The sequence below is a fragment of the Pseudoxanthomonas sp. LjRoot143 genome (assembly GCF_964252945.1).
Taxonomy (GTDB): domain Bacteria; phylum Pseudomonadota; class Gammaproteobacteria; order Xanthomonadales; family Xanthomonadaceae; genus Pseudoxanthomonas_A.
This window is the reverse complement of record NZ_CAXUPM020000001.1, coordinates 1,250,069-1,271,731: the sequence shown is the minus strand read 5'-3', so window position 1 is coordinate 1,271,731 and position 21,663 is coordinate 1,250,069. Positions and strand designations below refer to the sequence as shown.

The 21,663-nt window shown below is 67.0% G+C and carries 20 protein-coding genes; 10 read left to right on the top strand and 10 right to left on the bottom strand.

Features of this window, described 5'->3' with window-relative positions:
• The first annotated feature begins 27 nt into the window (after positions 1-27).
• A complete protein-coding gene (locus ACSQ1W_RS05935) occupies positions 28-2,934 on the top strand; it encodes a two-component regulator propeller domain-containing protein (protein ID WP_436042255.1) in 2,907 nt (968 codons plus the stop codon).
• Positions 2,935-3,194: 260 nt separating this feature from the next.
• Here ACSQ1W_RS05935 and ACSQ1W_RS05930 read toward each other — a convergent pair whose 3' ends face one another.
• Positions 3,195-3,863 carry an REP-associated tyrosine transposase gene (locus ACSQ1W_RS05930; protein ID WP_436042253.1) on the bottom strand — a complete coding sequence of 223 codons (669 nt, stop codon included), beginning with the start codon at positions 3,861-3,863 and terminating at the stop codon, positions 3,195-3,197.
• Between the two features lie 23 nt (positions 3,864-3,886).
• Positions 3,887-4,414, bottom strand: coding sequence for a hypothetical protein (locus ACSQ1W_RS05925; RefSeq protein ID WP_436042251.1), 528 nt, complete (start codon positions 4,412-4,414; stop codon positions 3,887-3,889).
• A gap of 170 nt (positions 4,415-4,584) precedes the next feature.
• On the opposite strand from ACSQ1W_RS05925, the gene ACSQ1W_RS05920 reads away from it, so the two are divergent.
• The 4 genes from ACSQ1W_RS05920 to ACSQ1W_RS05905 all read left to right on the top strand — a co-directional run bounded on the left by ACSQ1W_RS05920 (position 4,585) and on the right by ACSQ1W_RS05905 (position 8,703).
• Positions 4,585-5,733 carry an SPFH domain-containing protein gene (locus tag ACSQ1W_RS05920; protein ID WP_436042249.1) on the top strand — a complete coding sequence of 383 codons (1,149 nt, stop codon included), beginning with the start codon at positions 4,585-4,587 and terminating at the stop codon, positions 5,731-5,733.
• A gap of 12 nt (positions 5,734-5,745) precedes the next feature.
• Entirely contained in the window at positions 5,746-7,071 is a 1,326-nt protein-coding gene (locus ACSQ1W_RS05915) for a TFIIB-type zinc ribbon-containing protein (RefSeq protein WP_436042247.1), read from the top strand.
• Positions 7,072-7,081: 10 nt separating this feature from the next.
• Positions 7,082-7,342, top strand: coding sequence for a hypothetical protein (locus tag ACSQ1W_RS05910; RefSeq protein ID WP_436042245.1), 261 nt, complete (start codon positions 7,082-7,084; stop codon positions 7,340-7,342).
• Positions 7,343-7,848: 506 nt separating this feature from the next.
• Positions 7,849-8,703, top strand: coding sequence for a PA4780 family RIO1-like protein kinase (locus ACSQ1W_RS05905; RefSeq protein ID WP_436042243.1), 855 nt, complete (start codon positions 7,849-7,851; stop codon positions 8,701-8,703).
• Between the two features lie 93 nt (positions 8,704-8,796).
• On the opposite strand, the gene ACSQ1W_RS05900 is transcribed toward ACSQ1W_RS05905, so the two are convergent.
• On the bottom strand, positions 8,797-9,915 hold the full coding sequence (locus ACSQ1W_RS05900) for a hypothetical protein (protein ID WP_436042241.1): 1,119 nt from the start codon (positions 9,913-9,915) through the stop codon (positions 8,797-8,799).
• 95 nt (positions 9,916-10,010) lie between these two features.
• Positions 10,011-10,490 (bottom strand): nuclear transport factor 2 family protein, encoded by a 480-nt coding sequence (locus ACSQ1W_RS05895; protein ID WP_436042239.1) that lies wholly within the window; start codon positions 10,488-10,490, stop codon positions 10,011-10,013.
• Positions 10,491-10,611: 121 nt separating this feature from the next.
• Here ACSQ1W_RS05895 and ACSQ1W_RS05890 point away from each other — a divergent pair, with 121 nt between their 5' ends.
• Positions 10,612-10,908 carry an autorepressor SdpR family transcription factor gene (locus ACSQ1W_RS05890; RefSeq protein ID WP_436042237.1) on the top strand — a complete coding sequence of 99 codons (297 nt, stop codon included), beginning with the start codon at positions 10,612-10,614 and terminating at the stop codon, positions 10,906-10,908.
• Positions 10,905-11,285, top strand: a complete 381-nt coding sequence (locus tag ACSQ1W_RS05885; RefSeq protein ID WP_436042236.1) for a hypothetical protein — start codon at positions 10,905-10,907, stop codon at positions 11,283-11,285. The genes ACSQ1W_RS05890 and ACSQ1W_RS05885 overlap by 4 nt, the downstream gene beginning before the upstream one ends.
• Positions 11,286-11,540: 255 nt before the next feature.
• Here the strand turns inward: ACSQ1W_RS05885 and ACSQ1W_RS05880 are convergent, their stop codons facing one another.
• Positions 11,541-12,041: a hypothetical protein gene (locus tag ACSQ1W_RS05880; RefSeq protein ID WP_436042235.1), complete on the bottom strand. Its 501-nt coding sequence runs from the start codon at positions 12,039-12,041 to the stop codon at positions 11,541-11,543.
• Between the two features lie 348 nt (positions 12,042-12,389).
• Positions 12,390-13,229 (bottom strand): amidohydrolase family protein, encoded by an 840-nt coding sequence (locus ACSQ1W_RS05875; RefSeq protein ID WP_436042233.1) that lies wholly within the window; start codon positions 13,227-13,229, stop codon positions 12,390-12,392.
• Positions 13,230-13,384: 155 nt separating this feature from the next.
• On the opposite strand from ACSQ1W_RS05875, the gene ACSQ1W_RS05870 reads away from it, so the two are divergent.
• Positions 13,385-13,660, top strand: coding sequence for a hypothetical protein (locus tag ACSQ1W_RS05870; RefSeq protein WP_436042231.1), 276 nt, complete (start codon positions 13,385-13,387; stop codon positions 13,658-13,660).
• 65 nt (positions 13,661-13,725) lie between these two features.
• On the opposite strand, the gene ACSQ1W_RS05865 is transcribed toward ACSQ1W_RS05870, so the two are convergent.
• Both ACSQ1W_RS05865 and ACSQ1W_RS05860 read right to left on the bottom strand, forming a co-directional pair.
• On the bottom strand, positions 13,726-13,935 hold the full coding sequence (locus ACSQ1W_RS05865) for a hypothetical protein (RefSeq protein ID WP_436042229.1): 210 nt from the start codon (positions 13,933-13,935) through the stop codon (positions 13,726-13,728).
• Positions 13,936-14,140: 205 nt separating this feature from the next.
• A complete protein-coding gene (locus ACSQ1W_RS05860) occupies positions 14,141-14,554 on the bottom strand; it encodes a hypothetical protein (RefSeq protein WP_436042228.1) in 414 nt (137 codons plus the stop codon).
• Positions 14,555-14,678: 124 nt separating this feature from the next.
• Between ACSQ1W_RS05860 and ACSQ1W_RS05855 the strand changes: the two genes are divergently transcribed.
• Entirely contained in the window at positions 14,679-15,554 is an 876-nt protein-coding gene (locus ACSQ1W_RS05855; protein ID WP_436042226.1) for a type II toxin-antitoxin system RelE/ParE family toxin, read from the top strand.
• A 301-nt stretch (positions 15,555-15,855) separates the two neighbouring features.
• Here ACSQ1W_RS05855 and ACSQ1W_RS05850 read toward each other — a convergent pair whose 3' ends face one another.
• Positions 15,856-16,944, bottom strand: a complete 1,089-nt coding sequence (locus ACSQ1W_RS05850; RefSeq protein WP_436042224.1) for a serine hydrolase domain-containing protein — start codon at positions 16,942-16,944, stop codon at positions 15,856-15,858.
• Between the two features lie 833 nt (positions 16,945-17,777).
• Between ACSQ1W_RS05850 and ACSQ1W_RS05845 the strand changes: the two genes are divergently transcribed.
• Positions 17,778-17,978 (top strand): hypothetical protein, encoded by a 201-nt coding sequence (locus tag ACSQ1W_RS05845; protein WP_436042222.1) that lies wholly within the window; start codon positions 17,778-17,780, stop codon positions 17,976-17,978.
• Positions 17,979-18,030: 52 nt separating this feature from the next.
• Here ACSQ1W_RS05845 and ACSQ1W_RS05840 read toward each other — a convergent pair whose 3' ends face one another.
• On the bottom strand, positions 18,031-21,627 hold the full coding sequence (locus ACSQ1W_RS05840) for a methylmalonyl-CoA mutase family protein (RefSeq protein WP_436042220.1): 3,597 nt from the start codon (positions 21,625-21,627) through the stop codon (positions 18,031-18,033).
• Between the last annotated feature and the right edge of the window lie 36 nt (positions 21,628-21,663).

The window sequence follows — 21,663 nt, the reverse complement described above, 5'->3', positions numbered from 1 at the left end:
TGGGGGGACCGATGCCCGGAATTCCGCATGTTCCTTGATGTGCGGCGCGCCAGCGCCCTGCTCGTCGCCGCGCTGTGCGCGCTCCTGCTGTTTCCCGTCCAGGCGCTGGAAGCGCGGCGGGCGATCGGCCAGTTCACCCATGTCTGGTACGAGAACGAGCTGCCCCAGGGCACGGTGCTGTCCATCGCGCAGCAGGCCGATGGCGCGATCTGGCTGGCCACCTACGGCGGGCTGGCGCGACACAGCGGCGACGGCTTCGAGACCATCGACCCGCGCGTCGCGCCGGCGCTGAAGAGCTCGGCCATTACTGCCGTCAGTGCGGACCGCAAGGGCGGCCTGTGGGTCGGTACCCTCAACGGCGGCCTGTACCGCCGGCAGGGCCGCGCCCTGGAGCCGGTGCCGATGCCCGACGGCATCGACAGCGTGTTCGGCATCGTCGACGACACGGCGGGCGGCCTGTGGCTGACCACCAACGCCGGCGTGGTGCGGATGGCGAATGGAGCCCCGCGCCTGCTGGGCGATGCCGACGGTTTCCCGCCGCGCGGCTTCTATCGCGCCATCGTCGCCGACCGCGCCGGCGGCATCTGGATCGCGGCCGACGGCGTCGGCGTCGTCCACTGGCACGACGGCCACGCGCGGCTCTACGACGCGCGCGACGGGCTGCCCAGCAATGCGGTGTACAGCCTGGCCGTCGATGCGTCCGGCACGGCCTGGGTCGGCACCCAGGCGGGACCCGCGTTCTTCCGCGATGGCCGTTTCCATCGCGATCCGCGCGCCGCGTCGATCGACGGGAAGCGCATCTACAGCCTGTACGGCGACCGCGACGGCAACGTCTGGTTCGCACCGCTGGACGTGGGCCTGTGCCGCCTGACCACCGACAGCTTCAGTTGCGACAACACCCTCGCCGGCCTGCAGGGCGAGACCGTGCGGTCGATGTTCGAGGACCGCGAAGGCAACCTGTGGATCGGCACCACCTCCAGCGGCCTGCACCGGCTCAGCCCGTCCAAGCTGGTCACGGTGACCGGGCAGATGGTCTCCAACGCGGTGCGCGCGGTGCACCAGGTGCCCGGCGGGCCGCTCTGGGTCGGCACCGACGGCGCCGGCCTGTCCCGCTACCAGGGGTCGGCACTGCAGCCGGCCACCGACTACAACCGCCAGCTGCCCAGCCAGCTGGTGCGCGCCATCCTCTCCGACGCGCAGGGCCAGCTGTGGGTGGCCGGCACCGAAGGCGTCACCCGCTTCGACGCGCGCGGCCACGCCCGCAATTTCGGCCTGGCCGACGGCCTGCCGGGCACCATCGTGTTCGCCTTCGCCCCCGCGCGCCAGGGCGGCATGTGGACCGGCACGCTGCAGGGCGTGGCGCGCATCGACGGCAGCAAGGTCGACGTGGTGGAAGGCACCCGCGGCGACGACACCCGTGCCCTGTACGAGGACACCGATGGCCGGCTGTGGATCGGCCTGCGCAGCGGCCTGCGCTGCCTGACCCGCGGCACCGTGGATACCTGCGGAACCGACGGCCTGCCCGGCACCAGCGTGTTCGCCTTCCGCCAGGGTGCCGACGGCAGCGTGTGGCTGGGCACCAGCGTGGGCATCATGCGCATCCGCGACGGCAAGGTCACCCGCTACCTGGAGCGCGCCGGCTTCCATGGCGATGCGGTGTTCGCCCTGCTCGACGACGGAAGCGGCAACCTGTGGTTCAGTTCGAACCGCGGCATCGGCCGGTTGGCCAAGGCCGGTTTCGCCGCGCTCGACCGTGGCGAGGTGCAGCAGCTCGCCCCGCACTGGTACGGCATCAGCGACGGCATGCTCAATGCGCAGGGCAACGGCGCGTCACAGACACCGGCGGACCGCAGCGAGGACGGCCGGCTGTGGTTCGGCACCGCCAAGGGCGTGGTGATCGTCGATCCGGACCGCATGCAGGGCAATCCGCAACCGCCACCGGTCTCGATCGAGCGCCTGCTGGTGGATGGCGTGGACCTGGATCCGCAACGCGCCGGCCGGCTCGGCCCGGGCGTGGAGCGGCTGGAACTGCACTTCGCCGCGATGAGCTACGTGGCGCCCTTGGCCGTGCGCTACCGCTACCGGCTGGAAGGCTTCGACCGCGCCTGGAGCGAACCCGGCGCCGGCCGCGCCGCCTACTACACCAACCTGCCGCCCGGCGATTACGTGTTCCGGGTGATGGCCAGCAACAACGACGGCGTGTGGAACGAGGCCGGTGCGCAGTTGCGTTTCACCCTGCTGCCGCAGTGGCACCAGACCTGGTGGCTGCGCACGCTGGTGGCGCTGCTCGCAGTGGGCCTGCTCGGCGCGCTCGTGCGGCGGCGCCTGCGCTCGGCGCGCGAGCGCGAACGTGCGCTGACCCACGAAGTGGCGGTGCGCACCGACGCCCTGCGCGAAGCCAATGCCCGGCTCGAACTGCTGGCCGCCAGCGATGCGCTCACCGGCATCGCCAACCGCCGCGAGTTCACCCGTCGCCTGCAGCTGGCCTGGGACGACCATGCCGAACGCGATGCGCCGCTGGCGGTGCTGCTGATCGACGTGGACGAGTTCAAGGCCTACAACGACAGCTACGGCCACATGGGCGGCGACAGCGCGCTGGCCGCCCTCGCATCGCACCTCGCCGACGGCCTGCGCAGTGGCGACGATCTGGTGGCGCGCTACGGCGGCGAAGAGTTCGCCGTGCTGCTGCCGGATTGCGACGCGGACTGTGCGCTCGCGCTCGCGCGCCAACTGGTGAGCGATGTGCAGCAGCTCGCCCTGCCCCATCGCGCGTCCAGCGTCGCCGCGATCGTCACCATCAGCATCGGCGCCGCCAGCCAGCACCCGGCGCACGGCGGCAACCCGGATGCGCTGCTGCATGCGGCGGATGCCGCGCTTTATTGCGCCAAGGCCGACGGCAGGAACCGGGCATTGCCTGCGCAAACATCCCCGTAGGGCGGGCTCAAGCCCGCCGTCGCGGACTGTCCGGCATCGATGTACTCCGCCGAAGAACACCACGACGGACACATCAACATGGCGGGCCTAGGCCTACGCTACCGCACCACGCATCGTAGGGCGGACTCAAGCCCGCCGTCTCGGACCATCAGATGTTGTGGTACTCCGACGAAGGAACACCGCGACGGACGCATCAACATGGCGGGCTTGAGCCCGCCCTACGCCCATCACACGACGCATCGCTGACGCGACGCCAGCCATCATTCGCCCATCCACTCCCATGGATAGACGCCGCGGGCCGCCCATCGCCGAAACGAGGAATACCGCCAATCGCAGGCACGCGATACGTGTCCGTGCTTCACCGGATTCAGATGAACGTAGTCGACATGATGGCACAGGTCGTCTTCGTCACGGATCAGATGCTCCCAATAGCGACGTTGCCACAAGCCGCGCTCGCGCCGGGACGTGCGGTTCTGCGAGCAGGGTTCCTGCTTCGGCAAGCGACGGCTGACATGGGACTTGATCTGCGCCCATCGGTTCGCGTTGTCGGCATCGCCTTCCGGCAGTCGCCAGACACAATGCAGGTGGTCGGGCAGAACGACGATCGCCAGCAGATCGAATGGCCGAACGCGCCGCGTCTCCCGGAACGCTTCACCCAGTAGCCCAAGATGCTCGACCAGCAGCCGGCGACGCCGGTCCAGCAGGTTGACGGTGAAGAAGTACGTGCCACCCGGCACCCGTGCGCGGCGATAGTTGGGCATGCGCGAAGCGTGACGGGCTGTCGGATACGCAGCCATCGTCCGACACCGCGGTGCACCGTCGGGGAATACCAGGGCCGACACATCGTAGGGCGGGCTCAAGCCTGCCATCGCGGACCGTCCGGCATCGATGTACTCCGCCAAGGAGCGCCAGGACGGAAACATCAGCATGGCGGGCTTGAGCCCGCCCTACGTCACAGCCCCAGATGCCCCACCAGCGCACGCCGCACGCGCTCGGCATAGGCCTCGGAGCCGAAACGCCCCGCATCGAACACACCGCCCGCACCGGCGATGGCGGCCAGTCCCGAGACCGTCGATTTCGGCACGATGACCACCTGCCACGGCGCGTCGTCGTGATCGGCGTCCTCGCTCCGGCGCACCTCGACGGTGGCCACGTTGGCGGTGCTCAGGCGGGTCGTGGTGTGGCGGCCCCATTCGCGCCGCTGCACGTGGATCTCGTCGCGTGGATAGGTCCACACATCGCCCCAGCCCGACAGGCCGGCGCGCATGAACTGCGCGCCGACATAGCCCGCGCCGCCGATGATGATGGCGAAGAACGGCGTCAGCAGGTTGAGCGGCCACAGCGCACCCCCGAGTTCCCACAGCGGCATCACGACGGCAAACGCACCGGCGGCGACGCAACCCACACGGACCGCCCACGGGAACTCGCGCCGCACCAGCGGCAGGTCGGCTTCGAAGACATCGGCATCGTCGGCGGGCATGCCGCATCGTAGCCGGAACCGGAGCCGCCATCGGCGCACGCAGGCCGCGTAACGATTTCGCAACGTTCGCGCGCCCATGACCTCTGCGCCATGGACACCGCGTATCGCTCTGTATACTCGGACCGGCATGGCGGGTGCCCCTTCCCGCCTTCGAATCACGGAGCGATGTCATGGGTCTTGTACAGGCGGTGGTGGGTGCGGTCGGTGGCGTGCTGGGCGACCAGTGGAAGGATTTCTACACGGTGCCGGCAGGCCTGCCGTCGACGGCGGCGCTGTTCGCCGCGGTGCCCCAGGGCACCAATGCCGGGCGCGGGTCCAACACCAGCGGTTCGTCCAACATCATCACCAACGGCTCGAAGATCGTCGTGCCCGAAGGCTACGGCCTGCTGCTGATGCAGGACGGCGCCATCACCGCGTTCGTCGCCGAGCCGGGCGGTTACGAATGGCGTTCGGATGACATCAACTCCAAGTCGATCTTCGCCGGCGACGGCATCGTCTCGACCTTCATCACCCAGAGCTGGGAACGCTTCAAGTTCGGCGGCCAGCCGGGCTCGCAGCAGGCCGCGTTCTTCGTCTCGCTGAAGGAACTGCCCGACAACCGCTTCGGCACACAGTCCGAGATCTACTGGGACGACGGCTTCCTCAACACCCAGGTCGGCGCGGTCACGCGCGGCTCGTACACGCTGAAGATCGTCGACCCCATCCTGTTCGTGAAGAACTTCGTGCCGGCCAAGTACCTCGCGGCCGGCCAAGTGTTCGATTTCACCGACCTCGACAATGCCGCGGCCACCCAGCTGTTCAACGAAGTGGTCGGCTCGCTGGCGCCCGCCTTCAGCCTGTATACGAACGATCCGTCCAAGGGCAACCGCATCACCAAGCTGCAGCAGGATTCGCTGGGCTTCGCGCAGAGCCTGTCGGCCGCCGTCGAACAGGGCTACCAGTGGAGTTCCGACCGCGGCCTGGCCATCGTCAAGACCGCCATCGTCTCCATCGAGTACGACGCCAACACGCGCGAGCTGCTGAAGACCGTGCAGCGCGCCGATGCGCTGTCCGGCGCGCGCGGCAACTCCAATCTGCAGGCCAGCGTCGCCCAGGGCATCCAGTCCGCCGGCGAGACCGGTGGCGCGGCGGGCCTGATGGGCGTGGGCATGGCCACCGGCATGATGGGCGTGGGCAACCTGCAGCAGCCGGCCGCGCCGGCGGCAGCGGCTGCGGACGATCCGGTCGCCAAGCTGAAGAAGGCCAAGGAGATGCTCGACCTGGGCCTGATCACGCAGTCCGACTACGACGCGCTGAAGGCGAAGGCCCTGGGCCTGTAAGCGGACGCACGCATGTCCACCCCGCACCGTCCGGCGCCTCCGCCGCTGCCGCCGGTGCCTCCTGCGCTGGGCCCCGGCTCGCCGCAGGAGGTGCCACCGTTGTCCGGGAGTTTCCCGGTCGATCCCGCCACCCTGCCCGATGCGATCCGCGAGGAACTCGAAGCGCCCGATCCGGTCGCCATCGACACCGCCGCGGCCGAGCTGAAGGACGGACAGAACCGCTGCCCGAAGTGCGGCGCCACCGACATCCGCCACAAGCCGGGCAGCGACGTGCTGGTCTGCCTGTACTGCCGCAACGAGTGGGTCGGCGAGCGCGTCGAGGAAGCGTTCGGCTTCGGCGAAGGCATCGCCGAGCTGCGCGGCACCGTCATCGCCTCCGGCGCGCGCGACATCCAGGCCGACGCCGCCGTCCTGATGACCTTCAAGTGCACCGGCTGCGGCGCCGAGGTCACGGTGAACACGCAGAGCGCCATGACGGCGCGCTGCCACTGGTGCCGCCACGTGTTCGGCGTCAACGAGCAGATTCCCAATGGCGCCGTGCCCGACGCGGTGCTGCCGTTCCACATCAGGAAGGACGATGCGGTCGCGCGCATCCGCCAGTTCGTCGACAAGCGCAAGCTGTTCGCGCTGAAGGCGTTCAAGGAGCAGTTCTCGCCGGAGAACGTCGTCGGCGTGTACCTGCCGTACATGATCGTCGATGGCAACGCGAGCGCGGCGGTGTCCGGCAAGGGCGAGATCCAGACGCGCAAGTACACGCGCGGCACCGACAAGAACAAGAAGACCTACTACGACGCCGACATCTACCGGGTGGAACGCGCGGTGGACTTCACCGTCGACGACCTGCCGCTGGAATCCTCGCGCGAGCGCGGCAACCTGGACACCAAGGTCAACACGCAGAACATCATCAACACCATCCTGCCGTTCGACACCAAGAACGCGGTGAAGTGGAACGCCTCCTACCTGTCCGGCTTCACCTCGGAGAAGCGCGACACCGATGTGGAGCAGCTGCGTCCGCGGCTGGAGGACCAGTTGCTGTCGATCGCGCGCGCGCAGGTGGAAAGCTCGGTCGGCCGTTACGACCGCGGCGTGCGCTGGGAACAGGAACAGCTCGACGTGCACGGCACGCGCTGGGTGTCGATGTACCTGCCGGTATGGCTGTACTCGTACCACCAGCCCGGCAGCAACGGCGGCATGCTGCACTACATCGCGGTCAACGGCCGCACCGGCGAAACGATGGGCAGCGTGCCCGTGCAGCAGTGGAAGCTGCTGCTCACCGCGCTGACCGTGGGCACCTTCCTGGAGGGCATTGCCCTGTGGATCATCTGGGCCGGATCATGAGCGACGACACATGAGCGACGACAACGGCCTATGGCTGCTGGCCCTCGGCCCCACGGGCGCCGCGGCGCTGTACTGGGCGATCTACCGGTACTACCGCAACACCGACAAGTCGCATGCCTTCGAGCATGAGACCGACATCGAGGCCAAGCCGGTGACCGGCGAAGACCGCAAGGTCGACACCGTCATCGGCACCCAGCGCACCCGCATCGACGGCGACAACGTGCGTGCGTACCGGCAGCGCGTGCAGCGGGTGAAGCGCGATCCCTCGTAGGGCGGGCTCAAGCCCGCCATCGTGGACCGTCCGGCATCGCGAGGCCCCGGCGAAGGGCATCACAGCGATGTTCCGCCTGACAGCACCACGGCGGCGACATCAACGCGGCGGGCTTGAGCCCGCCCTACGCTGCTGATCACAGACGCATGGCAGGCCCGCGAGCCACGGTTGTGCTGTGCACGATGATGCATCGCGCTCGCCCCTCATCCGCCCTCCGGGCACCTTCTCCCCGCACGCGGGGCGAAGGGAAAAGCCGCATGTCCAGCCGTTCCCTTCTCCCCGTACTACGGGGAGAAGGTGCCGAAGGCGGATGAGGGGCGCTTTGCCGTCCGCGCACGCGACGCACGGAGCACTTGATGCCCCGCTCGCCCAACAGCGACCGCTTCCTCTCACGTTGCGGCCGTCTCACGCTTCCGCGCCCCGAGACCCTGCACGCCGCGCCGCTTTGGGGCACACTGCGCGCCCGTCGCGTGCTCCGGCCGCGAGCCCGTTCACACAAGGATGCCGTGAAGACCCCTGCCAGCCTGCTGATGCTGATCGACGAAGGCGTGATCGACGAAGTCCTCCGCCCGCTCAAGAGCGGCAAGGAGGCCTCGGTCTACGTGGTGCGCGCGGGCGACGACGTCCGCTGCGCGAAGGTCTACAAGGACATGGCGCAGCGCAGTTTCCAGAAGCGCGCGCAATACCAGGAAGGCCGCAAGTCGCGCGGCAGCCGCGAGGCCCGTGCGGTCGCCAGCGGCAGCCGCTATGGCCGCAAACAGCAGGAGGCCGAGTGGAAGAACGCCGAGGTCGACGCGCTGTACCAGCTGCGTGCCGCCGGCGTGCGCGTGCCGGAGCCGTACGGCTTCTTCCACGGCGTGCTGGTGATGGAACTGGTCACCGACGCCGAAGGCTTTTCGGCCCCGCGCCTGGGCGAAGTGGAACTGACGCCCGAACAGGCCCGCGAGTACCACGCCGTGCTGGTGCGGCAGGTCGTACGGATGCTCTGCTGCGGCCTGATCCACGGCGACCTGTCGGCCTACAACGTGCTGGTCGGGCCCGACGGCCCGGTGGTGATCGACTTCCCGCAGGTGGTCAGCGCGGGGGGCAACAACGCCGCGCGCACGATGCTGCTGCGCGACGTCAACAACCTCACCGCCACGCTGGGCCGCTGGGCGCCGGAGCTGCTCGATACCTGGTACGGCGAAGAGATGTGGGTCTTGTTCGAAGCCGGCACGCTGCTGCCCGACACGCCCCTGACCGGCCAGTTCACCCCGGACGAGCGCAGCGTCGACCTCGACGGCGTGCGCGATGCGATCAACGACGCCCGCGAACTGGCGCTGATCCGCCAGCAGGGGCGCGAGGCACAGGACGAGGATTGAGGCGGGCCGGCAACGCCCATGTGTTGACAACTCGCCGACGGCGCCAACGACCGAAGCGCGAAATCCTCCTTGCAAGGGGCCTGAGCAGATGCACTATTGAACAGATCCCTGCACACATCCATGCACCGGGAGTGCATCCTTCAGCTCATCATCATAGGTGAGGCGAGACAGCAGCGTGGCTATACGCCCCTTGTAAATGCCCGTGTGGCTGGCAACCACCGCCGTAGCATCCACATTCCATGCATTGATGCTACGCAGTGCATCGGGACAGTCATCCTCAGGTAACTCAAGGTCTCCAGATTCACCGAGCGTTACCGTCATAAACTCGGGAACGCCACACGCACCCGCCGCGCATACTGCAGGTTCATCGTTGAACAAGGACGCGATCGGGAACAGGTGCCTGGTAGCGTCGTCATTGTGGGAATGGACATTGAAAAGCTGGGATCTGGCAACCTCAGCCCGGGAGTTCATCTCTGCCTCAACCGCAGATGCCCGCATGGCTCCGGGTAACCACAAGAACCGGTCAGGGGCTACGGCGGCATTCAGGAGCACCACATTTGCGCTTTTCGAAGAACCCAGAAAGTTATCCAGCTCTCCTTTGTCGTTGAGTTCGGAAAGCGAGGCCAGAACCATACGCGCACCGAAGCTATGACCTACGAGCTGAACTCGCTCCGGCATGCCAGAAAGACTCTGCCCATTGAGCTTTCCAATCGTCAAGAACAGCTCATATAGACCGGTCCTGGCGATGTGGTCGGCCCTGTCTCGCATCTTGAAGTAAGAAGCTGGCTTGGCTAGAAGCGGATCCTTTTGTTGTCCGCTGATCGTCGATGGCCAGAAAACTCCGATCACGACTAAGCCTCCAACGCGCTTTCTGTCCCCAATGACATCACGCATTTTTCCATGCAGACGGCAAAGGAAATCCTGGTAGTCGCTCTCCGCCGAGGTCGGATTCTTGTTCCAACCATGCACGAAGACGACCACATCGGTTACATGCCCGGCGTATCGCCGCTCAATCCCCCTGATCTGCTCGGGATACCGCAGCTTTCCCATGGCATCAAACTCAACGGAATGAAAGAAACGCGGAGCGTCACCCGATTCACATGGAAGCAAGTCGAGATCAAGACTGGTGTAGTTGGATTTCGTGGCGCAACCGCCTAGAAGGAAGCTGGCGCCCAGCAGGATCAGAAATGACATTAATGAAGATGCGCTCATCCATTCTCTCCGATCTTTCCATAACGGAATTTGGCGAAAGGTACTGCTTCTGGATGCCGGCAAATCGCCCCCTCAGAGACGAACGAATAAAGGCCCTACTCCGCCGAATAGATCGTCGCCTGCCGCAGCGCCAGCTTCCATTCGCCGCTTTCGTCGGTCCAGACTTCGGTGGTGCGGCGCTTGACCTGTTTGCCGGTGAACTTCGCCTTGCCGACCGGCGTCAGGTGTTCCTCGCCCATCAGCACCACGTCGTGCGCGCCGCGGGTGGCGGCGTACTCGATCACGCGGTCCAGCGTGGTGTAGTCGATCAGGCCGGTGGCGAAGTTGGCCACGGCGTCGGGCTTGCGCGCGATGCGGTTGAACGGGTTGTTGACCACCGCGTCGTCGGTGAAGGTGGTGGCGAAGACTTGGGCGTCGTGCGTCAGGATCGCCTGGTCGAAACGCATCGCCGCGGCGATGGCGGCGGCGATGCGCGGTTGTTTCGCCGCCTCTTCGACAGCAGGACTGGCGGCTTTCCAGCCGGCGTGCGCGGGTACGGTGGCCAGCAGGCACAGCAACGCGACGGCAATGCGCATGGTGGAACTCCGGGGGACGGTGCAGGGACACCTTTCCCGCTCCAACGCGCCGGATGCGACCGACAGGTCATACCGACAGACGGCGGTTGACATAGTTAGACGATTAGCTAACTATCACATCATGAGCCAGGTCTTCCGCGCCCTTTCCGATCCCACCCGCCGCCAGGTGCTGCAGTTGCTGCGCAAGGGTCCGCTGAGTGCGGGCGAGCTGAGCGACCAGTTCGATGTGTCCAAGCCGACGATGTCGGCGCACTTCGCGGTGCTGAAGGAAGCCGACCTGGTGCATGCGGAAAAGGTCGGCAAGTCCGTGATCTACCACCTGAAGCTGTCGGTGCTGGAAGACGCCCTGCTCGGCTTCGTCCATTCGTTCGGTGCGGGCAGTCCCGCGCCCAAGTCCAAGAAGGAGTCTGCGCGATGAACAGAGAAGTGATCACCAGCCTGGCGTGGGGCATCGGCATCGTGGTGCTGGCGCTGTGCGCCACGTTCGCCCGCTCGCGCGGCTACATCGAAGGCGAGATGGTCGATCGCATCGTGATGGGCGCGGTCGGCTTGATGGTGGCGTGGTTCGGCAACCAGATGCCCAAGCGCTTCGTGCCCAGCGCCCGCGCGTGGCAAGCGCAGCGCGTGGCCGGCTGGTCGATGGCGCTCAGCGGCCTGGTCTATGCCGGGTTCTGGATCGCCGCACCGAAGGACATCGCCGTGATCGGCGGCTCGGCGGCGGTGTTGGCCGGCATTGCGATCACCGCGGCCTACTGCCTCTCGCTGCGGAACAAGGCGCCCACCTCGCACGCCTGAGCGATAGCGCCGCACGCCGTTGCTCCCTTCTCCCCATGCCACGGGGAGAAGGTGCCGAAGGCGGATGAGGGGCGCTTTGTCGTCCGCATACGCGATGCGCGAGATCCCGTAGGGCGGGCTCAAGCCCGCCATCGCGACGTTTCCGACATCGCGATATCTCATCGGGGAACGACACGGTGACGTTTCGCCGGGCAACCCCAAGGCGGACGCATCCACATGGCGGGCTTGAGCCCGCCCTACATCGCGCGGGTTACGTCACGGCTCGCCCGACAGGCAGGCCTGCATCCACGGTTCCGCCTGCAAGGCAGCGCGCGCGTCGTCGGCCAGCGGAACGGACTGGTAGTCGGCGAAGCAGGAACCGTCCGCGCGCGTCGAGTCGGAGAGCACGCCGTCGCAGAGCCGCAGCGGTTTGTCGATGCGCTGCCAGCCGTCCTCGCATTCGGTATCGGACTCGACGCTCTGGCGACCGCACACGTGGGTGCGCCGCGCCTCCGTGGACGAGTCCGCGTGCGCGACGATCCTGCCTCTGTACTCTTTTCCGGTGGCGAAATGGAACCAGGTACCGCAGACGCGGTCACCCCGTTGCAGCAGCACGTAGCGGCTGCACTGATCCGGCGGGGTCTCGCCGTGGCAGGCCGCCCATTCGCCCTGGAACGGGCCGTTCGCGGCGGATGATGCCGCATCGCTGCCCGCTTTCGCGCCCAGTCCCGTGCAGGCCACCAGGCCCAGCACCATCACCACCGTCCACTTGCGCATACAGACTCCCTCCTGATCAGCGTTGTCGCATGGTAACGCGCGCCATGAGATGCCGCGCTCGCCCCTCATCCGCCCCCCGGGCACCTTCTCCCCGCACGCGGGGCGAAGGAAAAGCCGTCGCACGTCCGCCCATCCCTTCTCCCCGTACAACGGGGAGAAGGTGCCGAAGGCGGATGAGGGGCGCTTTGCCGTCCGCGCACGCGATGCTCCGCATTCGTAGGGCGGGCTCAAGCCCGCCATCGCGGATCGCCCGGCATCGCGATATCCATCGAGGAACCCCACCGCCATGTTCCGCCGGGGACTATCGCGGCGGACGCATCAACACGGCGGGCTTGAGCCCGCCCTACGTCACCGCCCGAACAGCTTCATCGCGTTCCCGCTGCGGATCTTCGCTTTCTCTTCATCGCTCAGGTTCAGGCGATCCAGCGCCTTGGCGGTGACGTCGAGGCCGATCTGCGGGTAGTCGGAGCCGAGCAGGACGTGGTCGAGGCCGACGTTGCGCAGGGTCCACAGGAATTCTTCTTCGACGGGGGAATCGGCCACGACCAGCACGGTGGCGGAGATGTCGAAGTAGAGGTTCTCGAAGCCGAAGCCGTCGGCGGTGCGTGCGAGGGCGAGGATGTTCCAGAAGCGGAAGTTCAGGCCGCCGATGTGGGCGAGGATGAACTTGGTCTTCGGCACGCGCACCACCAGGTTGAACAGCTTTTCGCTGTCGCCGGGCAGGATGTTGGCGTTGTCCATCAGCACGGTGAGGCCGAGGTCGCCGGCGCGGCGCGCGAGGGCTTCGACGCGGGGATCGGCAACGTCGAAGCCCTGGGTGTGGGCGTGGATCTTCAGCACCTTCACGCCGGCGGCGGCGACGCGGGCCAGTTCGGCCATCGCGGCGTCGCCGTCGTAGGGGTGGACGGTGGCGATGGGCAGGACGTCGGGATGGGCGGCCGCCAGGGCGATGACGCGGTCGTTGCCGGCGCGGATCTTCGCCAGGTCGCCCTGCCGGGCCTGGTGGGGGCCGCCGAACCACATCACGCCGATGCCGGACAGTTGCAGGCCGGCGGCGCGGACGTCGTCGCGGTACTGCTGCAGGGAGGTTTCGCCGTCACGCAGGTGGACGTGGACGTCGAAGACGGGGTTCGCGGCCAGGGCATGGCCGGTGAACAGGCAGAGGGTCAGGGCCAGCAGGCGCCGCATCGGTCGTCTCACAGGTGTCGGAATGGGGCACAGGGTGCCATGGGGCGATGTGAGAGACCCGTTCGGGGGTCGGATGGCCCCGGCGGGCGGGGTCACCGTCCGCCATGGGGTCCGGTGTCCGTTGGGTGTTTTCGATCCAACGTTGCATGTTTTCCATGGAACGTTGGATGTTTTTGATGAAGTGCTGGGTCTTCCTGTTAGATGAGCCGATGTTTTCGCTGGAACGTTCCATCTTTTCGATCCAGCGTTGCATCGTTTTGATGGAACGTTGGATGTTCTTGATGAAGCGTTGGGTCTTTCTGTTAGATGAGCCGATGTTTTCGATGGAACGTCGGATCGTTCTGATGGAACGGTCGATGTTTTCGATGGAACGTCGGGGCGCGGGGATGGACTACACGCCGGCCCACCGGCCACCGGGCGGCTTTGTGTGATACGCGCCGAGTGGGTTCCGTCAGCCTCCGCGGAGCGGGCTCAAGCCCGGCATCCCGCACACCCGCTACCGCTCCCCCACCCCGTTCCACGCCCTCGGCTGGTCGGGAAGCACCGCGATGGCCAGCAGAGGGAATGGTCGTGCCGCCTTGGCCGCGCGGACGGCGTCGCGCAACAGGTCGATGTGCTCGACCAGCGGGCGGCGGCGACGCTCCAGCAGATTGACGGTGAAGAAGTAGGTGCCGCCCGGCACCCATACGCGGCGGTAGTTCGGCATGCGCCCAGCGTGCGTGGGCGCGCACATCATCACCGTAGCCGCAGACCGCACGCTCGTGTCGGGGAAGTCCGGTCAACGCAAGCCACACGGTGGTGGGCCAGGGCCCACCCTACGCAGATGTTCCAGCTTCCTCCGCGCCGCACCTCGGCCAACGCCGGCGGACATATGGGTGGCTTAAGCACGTCCTACGCAAAGGGTGACTATTCTAAAAATCATCCAACACGGAAGCGGCAAGTGAGCTCTCTCGTCGCTTGGAAGACTTCTCGAGACTTTCCACCACGCTATCTTTGATGCAATACAAGCAAGCTGGAGCCTCCAAATACGCTACCGATCCAAGATCCGAACATACCTTCTCTAGGGCGGCAGGATCTGGATTTACGTGAAACTGCTTTTTTCCATAAGACTTACCCCACTTCGAAATGTATTCGGCCCTTGTATGCCGAACGAAGGGAGGAAACATCTTAGGATCCATCACCGGAAGCAGCAGAAATTTTTCTCCGCCAGGCTTCAAAGCACTAACCAGCAAAAATCCACCTTTCTGATTTCGAGTTGTGGCAGTTCTCCTGCGCTCCAAATCGACTCCAAATTTCTCGATAATCACATGAGCAGCCGGCCTCATGAAATCCTTCTTAGAAAGAGAACGCGTCGCTCAATGGCCAGGACTGGCCAGAACAGGTAATGTCACTTCCAAGTCCTACGCATCCCCCCATGAAGTCCCCCACCCCTGCCCCCCTCTCCCCCGCATGACCGATGCGCCAAGCCGCACGCGCGCGGCGTCGTTGAGTCCGCTGGACAGGGAAGACCGCCACATCAAACGGAACGAGCGCAGCATCGGCTCCCTCGTGAGCCTGCTCGTGCACCTGCTGTTCGTGGCCGCCCTGCTGTACTCCTCCAAGATCGAACTGTCCCAGCCCGAGAGCAGCAGCGCCGGCGGCGCCCGCGTCAAAGTCGACTTCCTGGGCGAACCCACCGAGACCACCCCCAACCCGCCCGTTCCCCCGACCGGCCCCCAGACCCCCAACAAACGCCGCAAACCCCTCAAGCCCCTGGTCACCACCGCCGTCACTTCCCCGGTGGACACCACCCGCGTGACCGAAGCCGAGAACCCCGTCGCCCCCGACGAATCCCAGCCCCAGCCCCCGTCCAGCCAACAGGCCGTCGCACCGCCCCGGGCACAACCCCCGTCCAGCCCGCCCGCCTGGCGCCGCTCCGCCCGCTGGGGCCAGCCCCCCGGCATGCTCGCCCAGGACACCGCCCCCGAAAACCTCGGCCCCACCGTCGGCGCCGGGCAACGCCAGGGCAACCAGCAAGGCAACGCCGCCACCCCCAGCATGGAAGTGGACGGCCACCAGATCTATTACGACCTGCGCAACGAACGCAAGATCGCCGAATGGCAACTGCAGGGCATGAAGGAAATCTCCTTCCCCCTGCCCGGCCGCGCCGACCTGATGGTCTGCGCCCTGGAGATCGTCGCCACCCGCGGCTCCGGCGGCTGCCGCCTGGTACGACCCGGCGACCCCGACCTGGCCACCACCGGCGACGCCCGCGACGTGGTGGACGTGATGCGCATCTACCGCCGCGGCGAACTGATCTGGCGCGGACCGGGCGTGTACCGGTGATGTGTTCCCTTCTCCCCGCGTGCGGGGAGAAGGTGCCCGGAGGGCGGATGAGGGGCAGAGCGCGGCGCTTCAACGAGCGCCGAAGCCTTCCCACACCGTTCGCCCCTCACCCGCCTTCGGCACCCTCTCCCCGCTGCGCAGGGCGAGGGGAACAACCGCGGACTTCGCGAGGCAGGCGTAGGGCGGGCTCAAGCCCGCCGTCGCGGACCGTCCGACACCGGGGTGCTCCGCCGGAGCGCGCTACGGCGGACACATCGACATGGCGGGCTTGAGCCCGCCCTACGGAACTGCCGCACCAGGATCAGCGCGAGGCCTGCGCGCGCAGCATGTCCACGAAGGTGGCGTCCGCGCCGATCGCGTCCAGCACCGGCAGCACCGCGCGGTAGCCGTCCCGGCTGTTGGTCAGGATCACCGTGCCGCTGCGGGTCGACGGCGTCCAGTACGCAAGGGCGAACGTGTCCTCGTCCATCCCGGTATGCAGGTAGTACAGCGCGCCGCCGAAGTCGAACAGCTCCCAGCCCAGCGTGAACCCCGCGCGGTCGGGACAGACCTGCGCGGGAATGCCGGCGCAGGTTTCGTCGCGGCGATCGGCCTGCACGCGATGCCGTTCCGCCAACAGCGACGGGCTGACGCCCTCGCCCTTCATCACCGACACCACGAACCCCGCGTAGTCGGCGGCGGTGGTCAGCAGGTCATCGGCGGCCGACGGGCGCGCGCGGAAGACCGGCGGATGCCATTGGCCCTCGCGCCGGCTGCTGGCGATCTGGGCGACGTCCGCACCGCTGGACGTGAAGGCGATGGCGCGCAGGCCCAACGGTTCGAACACGAGCCGTTGGGCCTGCTGGTCGAGCCGGTCGCCGGTCAACGCCTGCACATAGTGCGCGACGTACTCGTAGCCCTCGCCCGAATAGCCCGGCGCACCGCCGGGATCGGCGATGAAGGCCAGCCCGGACGCATCGCGCCAGTTCGGGAATCCGGTCTGGTGCGCCAGCGCGAAACGCGGCGTCAGCAGGCCGTGCCGCGGATCGTGGGCGATGTCCGGATCGACCCAGGCATCGGCGATGCGGTCGTCGAGCGAGAAACGCCCTTCGGACGCGAGCCGCAGCACCACCTCGGCGGCGACGGGCTTGGTCAGCGACGCGACGTTGTAGCGGGTGGTGCGGGTCGCCGCCTGGCCGGCCGCGCGTTCGCCTGCCACGCCCACCGCGACGATCCTGCCGTCCTCGATGCGGGCCACCGACACGCTGGGCACGCCCGTGTCCTTCACGATCGTGGCCAATGTGGCGTCGAGATCGGCATCGCGGGACGTGGCGACGGGAGATGCGCTGGCGCAGGCCGCACAGGTGACGGCCGCCAGCACGGTGGCGCAACGCAGGAAGGAAAACGGCATGGAGAGCCTCGGACAGTCGGCGTGGGGGAATCGCGACGCGCGAGGCGCGTGCTGCGGCGTAACGTACCGACGCGCGCCCGACACCGACAGGCCGGCGCGCCGAACCGGCGCCGCTGCCGACGAAGCGTTGAAATAGCGGTGCGAACCGCAGGCCCGCCACGTCCACGCGTCTCACGCCCACATGTCGCGGCCTGCGACCGCGCCATGCAGAAAACCCCGCCGAGGCGGGGTTTTCGTTGATGTGGATCTATCGCCGCGGCGAACTGATCTGGCACGGACCGGGCGTTTACCGCCAACCCCGCAAGCCACTGCTGTTCCCTTCTCCCTGCACAGCGGGGAGAAGGTGCCCGGAGAGCCTGCCCCGTACTTGATACGGGGGCGGATGAGGGGCCGAGCGCGGTAGGTCCATGAGCGCCGAAGCTTCCCCACTCCGTTCGCCCCTCACCCGCCTTCGGCACCCTCTCCCCGCTGCGCAGGGAGAGGGAAGCAACCGCGGACTCCGCGAGACAGTCGTAGGGCGGGCTCAAGCCCGCCGTCGCGGAGCGTCCGACACCGGGGCACTCCGCCGGAGAACACCACGACGGATGCATCCACATGGCGGGCTTGAGCCCGCCCTACGGATTTCGATCGTCACCCCCGCGCAGGCGGGGGCCCAGTGACGTTGATGCGATGAAGCGAAGGCACTGGGTCCCCGCCTGCGCGGGGATGACGATAAGAGCAGAGGCAGCCGCTTCTACCCGCCGACGAACGGCCTGTCAGCAAGCCGTTCCGTCTCAACTCCTGCGACGCGGCGTTCCTAGCCTGACGCCACAACCCGCCCAGGAGTCATCGCAATGCCCCGCTACTACGTCAATCGCGAGCAGCAGAACAACGGTGACCATGAAGTGCACGTGGACACCTGCAGCGTCCTGCCTTCAAACCGTATCGACCTTGGTATCCACGACACCTGCAAGGAGGCGGTAAAGAAAGCCAAGACCTATTACACGCAATCCAATGGCTGTTACTGGTGCTCCAGGCCTTGCCATACGACGTAAACAAGAAACCCGCCGAAAGGCGGGTTTCTCTATTCACCTCGCCAAACCGGCTTTACATGTTCCGCCGGTACTCACCGCCCACGTCGTACAGCGCGTGGCTGATCTGCCCCAGGCTGTGCGTCTTCACCGCTTCGACCAGCGCGGCGAACACGTTGCGGCGCTCGCGCGCGGTGCGCTGCAGGTAGGCCAGGCCGTGGCCGTCGTGCACTTCCGGCTCGGCGTGTTCTTCCAGCGCCGAGGCGTGGCTGTGGTCGGTCTCGCCTTCCGGCGCCAGCGCATTGCGCGAGGCCTGCCACGCGCGGACGTTGGCGATCTGCTGGCCCTTCTCCTCCTCGGTCGAGCGGATCAGCTCGATCTCGGTGGCGATCTCGCCGCCGTGCTCGCGCGGCAGGAAGGTGTTGACGCCCACCAGCGGCAGGCTGCCGTCGTGCTTCTTGTGCTCGTAGTACAGCGACTCTTCCTGGATCTTGCCGCGCTGGTACATGGTGTCCATCGCACCCAGCACGCCACCGCGCTCGCTGATCGCCTCGAACTCCTTGTAGACCGCCTCTTCCACGATGTCGGTGAGCTGGTCGACGACGAAGCTGCCCTGCCAGGGGTTCTCGTTGAAGTTCAGCCCCAGCTCCTTGTTGATGATCATCTGGATGGCCACCGCACGGCGCACGCTCTCTTCAGTCGGCGTGGTGATCGCCTCGTCATAGGCGTTCGTGTGCAGGCTATTGCAGTTATCGAACAGCGCGTACAACGCCTGCAGCGTGGTGCGGATGTCGTTGAACTGGATCTCCTGCGCGTGCAGCGAGCGGCCGGAGGTCTGGATGTGGTACTTCATCATCTGGCTGCGCTCGTTGGCGCCGTAGCGCTCACGCATGGCACGTGCCCAGATGCGGCGGGCGACGCGGCCGATGACGGTGTACTCCGGGTCCATGCCGTTGCTGAAGAAGAACGACAGGTTGGGCGCGAAGTCGTCGATCTTCATGCCGCGCGCCAGGTAGTACTCGACGATGGTGAAGCCGTTCGACAGCGTGAAGGCGAGCTGGCTGATCGGGTTCGCCCCGGCCTCGGCGATGTGGTAGCCGCTGATGCTCACCGAGTAGAAATTGCGCACCGCGTGGTCGACGAAGTACTGCTGGATGTCGCCCATCATGCGCAGGGCGAACTCGGTGCTGAAGATGCAGGTGTTCTGCGCCTGGTCTTCCTTGAGGATGTCGGCCTGCACCGTGCCGCGCACGGTGGCCAGCGTCTCGGCCTTGATGCGCGCGTAGGTTTCCTCATCGAGCAACTGGTCGCCGGTGATGCCGAGCAGGCCCAGGCCCAGGCCGTCGTTGGTCGGCGGCAACTCGCCGTGGTACTGCGGCCGCGCGCGACCGGCGAAGAACGCGTCGATCTTCGCCTGCGCCTCGGTCCAGCGCGCGTCGTCGGCCTTCAGGTACTTCTCCACCTGCTGGTCGATGGCGGTGTTCATGAACATCGCCAGGATCATCGGCGCCGGACCGTTGATGGTCATCGACACCGAGGTGGTGGGGGCGCACAGGTCGAAGCCGGAGTACAGCTTCTTCATGTCGTCCAGCGTGGGGATGTTGACGCCGGAGTTGCCGATCTTGCCGTAGATGTCCGGACGCGGCGCCGGGTCTTCGCCGTACAGCGTGACGCTGTCGAAGGCGGTGGACAGGCGCGCGGCCGGCTGGCCGACCGACAGGTAATGGAAGCGGCGGTTGGTGCGCTCCGGCGTGCCCTCGCCAGCGAACATGCGGATGGGATCCTCGCCGGTGCGGCGGTACGGATACACGCCGCCGGTGTACGGATAGCTGCCCGGCAGGTTTTCCTTCTGCAGGAAGGTCAGCAGTTCGCCCCAGCCCTGGTACGGCGGCGGCGCGATCTTCGGGATCTGCTGGTGGCTGAGCGATTCGCGGTAGTTGTCGATGCGGATGGTCTTGCCGCGCACCTGGTACTCGTTGACCGGATCGGTCACCGCCTTGTGCCGCGCCGGCCACTCGCGCAGCAGCTTCAAGGCTTCGGACGACAGCGACTGGATGGCGTCGTTGTAGCGCTGGCGGAGCGTCAGCAGCGAGCGGTCCACTGTAGGAGGGGCTTCAGCCCCGACCGGATGGCTGGCGGAGGTCGGGGCTGAAGCCCCTCCTACAACAGCATCCGCCGGGTAAAGCTCCAGCGCCTTCGGCAACGCCGCATCCTCGAGATCCTTCAGCGCATTCCAGTAATGCTGCGCGCGGCTGGCGGTCTCGGCTTCGGACTCGATGCGGCGGTTGATGCCGCGGCCCTGCTCGGCGATCTCGGCCAGGTAGCGCACGCGGCTGCCGGGGATCAGCACGGTGGCGCGCGGTTCCTTCAGCTCGGTATCGAGCGCGGGCGTCCACTTCTCCGCCGGCAGCTGCAGCTTCTCGCGCAGCAGGCGGCACAGGTTGGCGAACATCCAGCTGACGCCGGGATCATTGAACTGGCTGGCGATGGTGGGATAGACCGGCACCTCCGCGTCCGGCGTCTGGAACGCCACGCGGTTGCGCTTCCACTGCTTGCGCACGTCGCGCAGGGCGTCCTCGGCGCCGCGCTTGTCGTACTTGTTCAGCACGATCAGCTCGGCGAAGTCGATCATGTCGATCTTCTCCAGCTGGCTGGCCGCGCCGTAGTCGCTGGTCATCACGTACATCGGGAAGTCGACCAGGTCGACGATCTCCGAATCGCTCTGGCCGATGCCGGCGGTCTCGACGATCACCAGGTCGAAGCCGAGCGACTTCAGGAACGCGATGCAGTCCTTCAGCACCGCGTTGGTCGCGACGTGCTGGCGGCGCGTGGCCATCGAGCGCATGTAGATGCGCTCGCTGCGCAGCGCGTTCATGCGGATGCGGTCGCCGAGCAGCGCGCCACCGGTGCGGCGACGGGTGGGATCGACCGAGACCACCGCGATGTGCATCTGCGGGAAGCAGGACAGGAAGCGGTTCATCAGTTCGTCGGTGACCGACGACTTGCCGGCGCCGCCGGTGCCGGTGATGCCGACCACCGGCGTGGGCCGCGCGGGGAACGGCGCGTGCGGGCCCTTGGCCCACTGCGCGCGCAGCTTCTCCAGTTCGACGTCGGTGTAGCGACCGTCCTCGATGGCGCTGAGCACGCGGCCGATGCCGGCTTCGTCGGTAAGCTTGGGCGCGTTCGGCGCAGCGTCGCGATCTTCGGCGGCCTGCACGCGGCCTTCCTCGGCGCGCTTGACCACGTCCTGGATCATTTCCACCAGGCCCATCTTCATGCCGTCGTTCGGGTGGTAGATGCGCTCCACGCCGTAGGCCTGCAGTTCGGCGATCTCTTCCGGCGTGATGGTGCCGCCGCCGCCACCGAACACGCGCACGTGGCCGGCGCCGCGCTCCTTGAGCATGTCGACCATGTACTTGAAGTACTCGACATGGCCGCCCTGGTAGCTGGACAGCGCGATGCCGTCGGCGTCTTCCTGCAGCGCGGCGCGGACGACGTCCTCGACGCTGCGGTTGTGGCCCAGGTGGATGACTTCCGCGCCCTCGCCCTGGATCAGGCGGCGCATGATGTTGATGGCCGCGTCGTGCCCGTCGAACAGGCTGGCGGCGGTGACGAAGCGCAACGGCGTGGCGTCGGGCTGTGCGGCGGGAAACTGGCTGGCGGGTGTGCTCACGCGTGCCCTCACTCACGTGCTGATAGACCGCCGATT

Bases quoted from the DNA above. Each gene is read 5' to 3' on its own strand.
- ACSQ1W_RS05900 (WP_436042241.1), bottom strand. From the start codon at position 9,915: ATGAGCGCATCTTCATTAATGTCATTTCTGATCCTGCTGGGCGCCAGC.
- ACSQ1W_RS05845 (WP_436042222.1), top strand. From the start codon at position 17,778: ATGCCCCGCTACTACGTCAATCGCGAGCAGCAGAACAACGGTGACCAT.
- ACSQ1W_RS05895 (WP_436042239.1), bottom strand. From the start codon at position 10,490: ATGCGCATTGCCGTCGCGTTGCTGTGCCTGCTGGCCACCGTACCCGCG.
- ACSQ1W_RS05875 (WP_436042233.1), bottom strand. From the start codon at position 13,229: ATGCGGCGCCTGCTGGCCCTGACCCTCTGCCTGTTCACCGGCCATGCC.
- ACSQ1W_RS05855 (WP_436042226.1), top strand. From the start codon at position 14,679: ATGACCGATGCGCCAAGCCGCACGCGCGCGGCGTCGTTGAGTCCGCTG.
- ACSQ1W_RS05880 (WP_436042235.1), bottom strand. From the start codon at position 12,041: ATGCGCAAGTGGACGGTGGTGATGGTGCTGGGCCTGGTGGCCTGCACG.
- ACSQ1W_RS05935 (WP_436042255.1), top strand. From the start codon at position 28: ATGTTCCTTGATGTGCGGCGCGCCAGCGCCCTGCTCGTCGCCGCGCTG.
- ACSQ1W_RS05850 (WP_436042224.1), bottom strand. From the start codon at position 16,944: ATGCCGTTTTCCTTCCTGCGTTGCGCCACCGTGCTGGCGGCCGTCACC.
- ACSQ1W_RS05870 (WP_436042231.1), top strand. From the start codon at position 13,385: ATGGAACGTTGGATGTTTTTGATGAAGTGCTGGGTCTTCCTGTTAGAT.
- ACSQ1W_RS05915 (WP_436042247.1), top strand. From the start codon at position 5,746: ATGTCCACCCCGCACCGTCCGGCGCCTCCGCCGCTGCCGCCGGTGCCT.
- ACSQ1W_RS05885 (WP_436042236.1), top strand. From the start codon at position 10,905: ATGAACAGAGAAGTGATCACCAGCCTGGCGTGGGGCATCGGCATCGTG.
- ACSQ1W_RS05860 (WP_436042228.1), bottom strand. From the start codon at position 14,554: ATGAGGCCGGCTGCTCATGTGATTATCGAGAAATTTGGAGTCGATTTG.
- ACSQ1W_RS05890 (WP_436042237.1), top strand. From the start codon at position 10,612: ATGAGCCAGGTCTTCCGCGCCCTTTCCGATCCCACCCGCCGCCAGGTG.
- ACSQ1W_RS05910 (WP_436042245.1), top strand. From the start codon at position 7,082: ATGAGCGACGACAACGGCCTATGGCTGCTGGCCCTCGGCCCCACGGGC.
- ACSQ1W_RS05930 (WP_436042253.1), bottom strand. From the start codon at position 3,863: ATGCTGATGTTTCCGTCCTGGCGCTCCTTGGCGGAGTACATCGATGCC.
- ACSQ1W_RS05920 (WP_436042249.1), top strand. From the start codon at position 4,585: ATGGGTCTTGTACAGGCGGTGGTGGGTGCGGTCGGTGGCGTGCTGGGC.
- ACSQ1W_RS05925 (WP_436042251.1), bottom strand. From the start codon at position 4,414: ATGCCCGCCGACGATGCCGATGTCTTCGAAGCCGACCTGCCGCTGGTG.
- ACSQ1W_RS05865 (WP_436042229.1), bottom strand. From the start codon at position 13,935: ATGCCGAACTACCGCCGCGTATGGGTGCCGGGCGGCACCTACTTCTTC.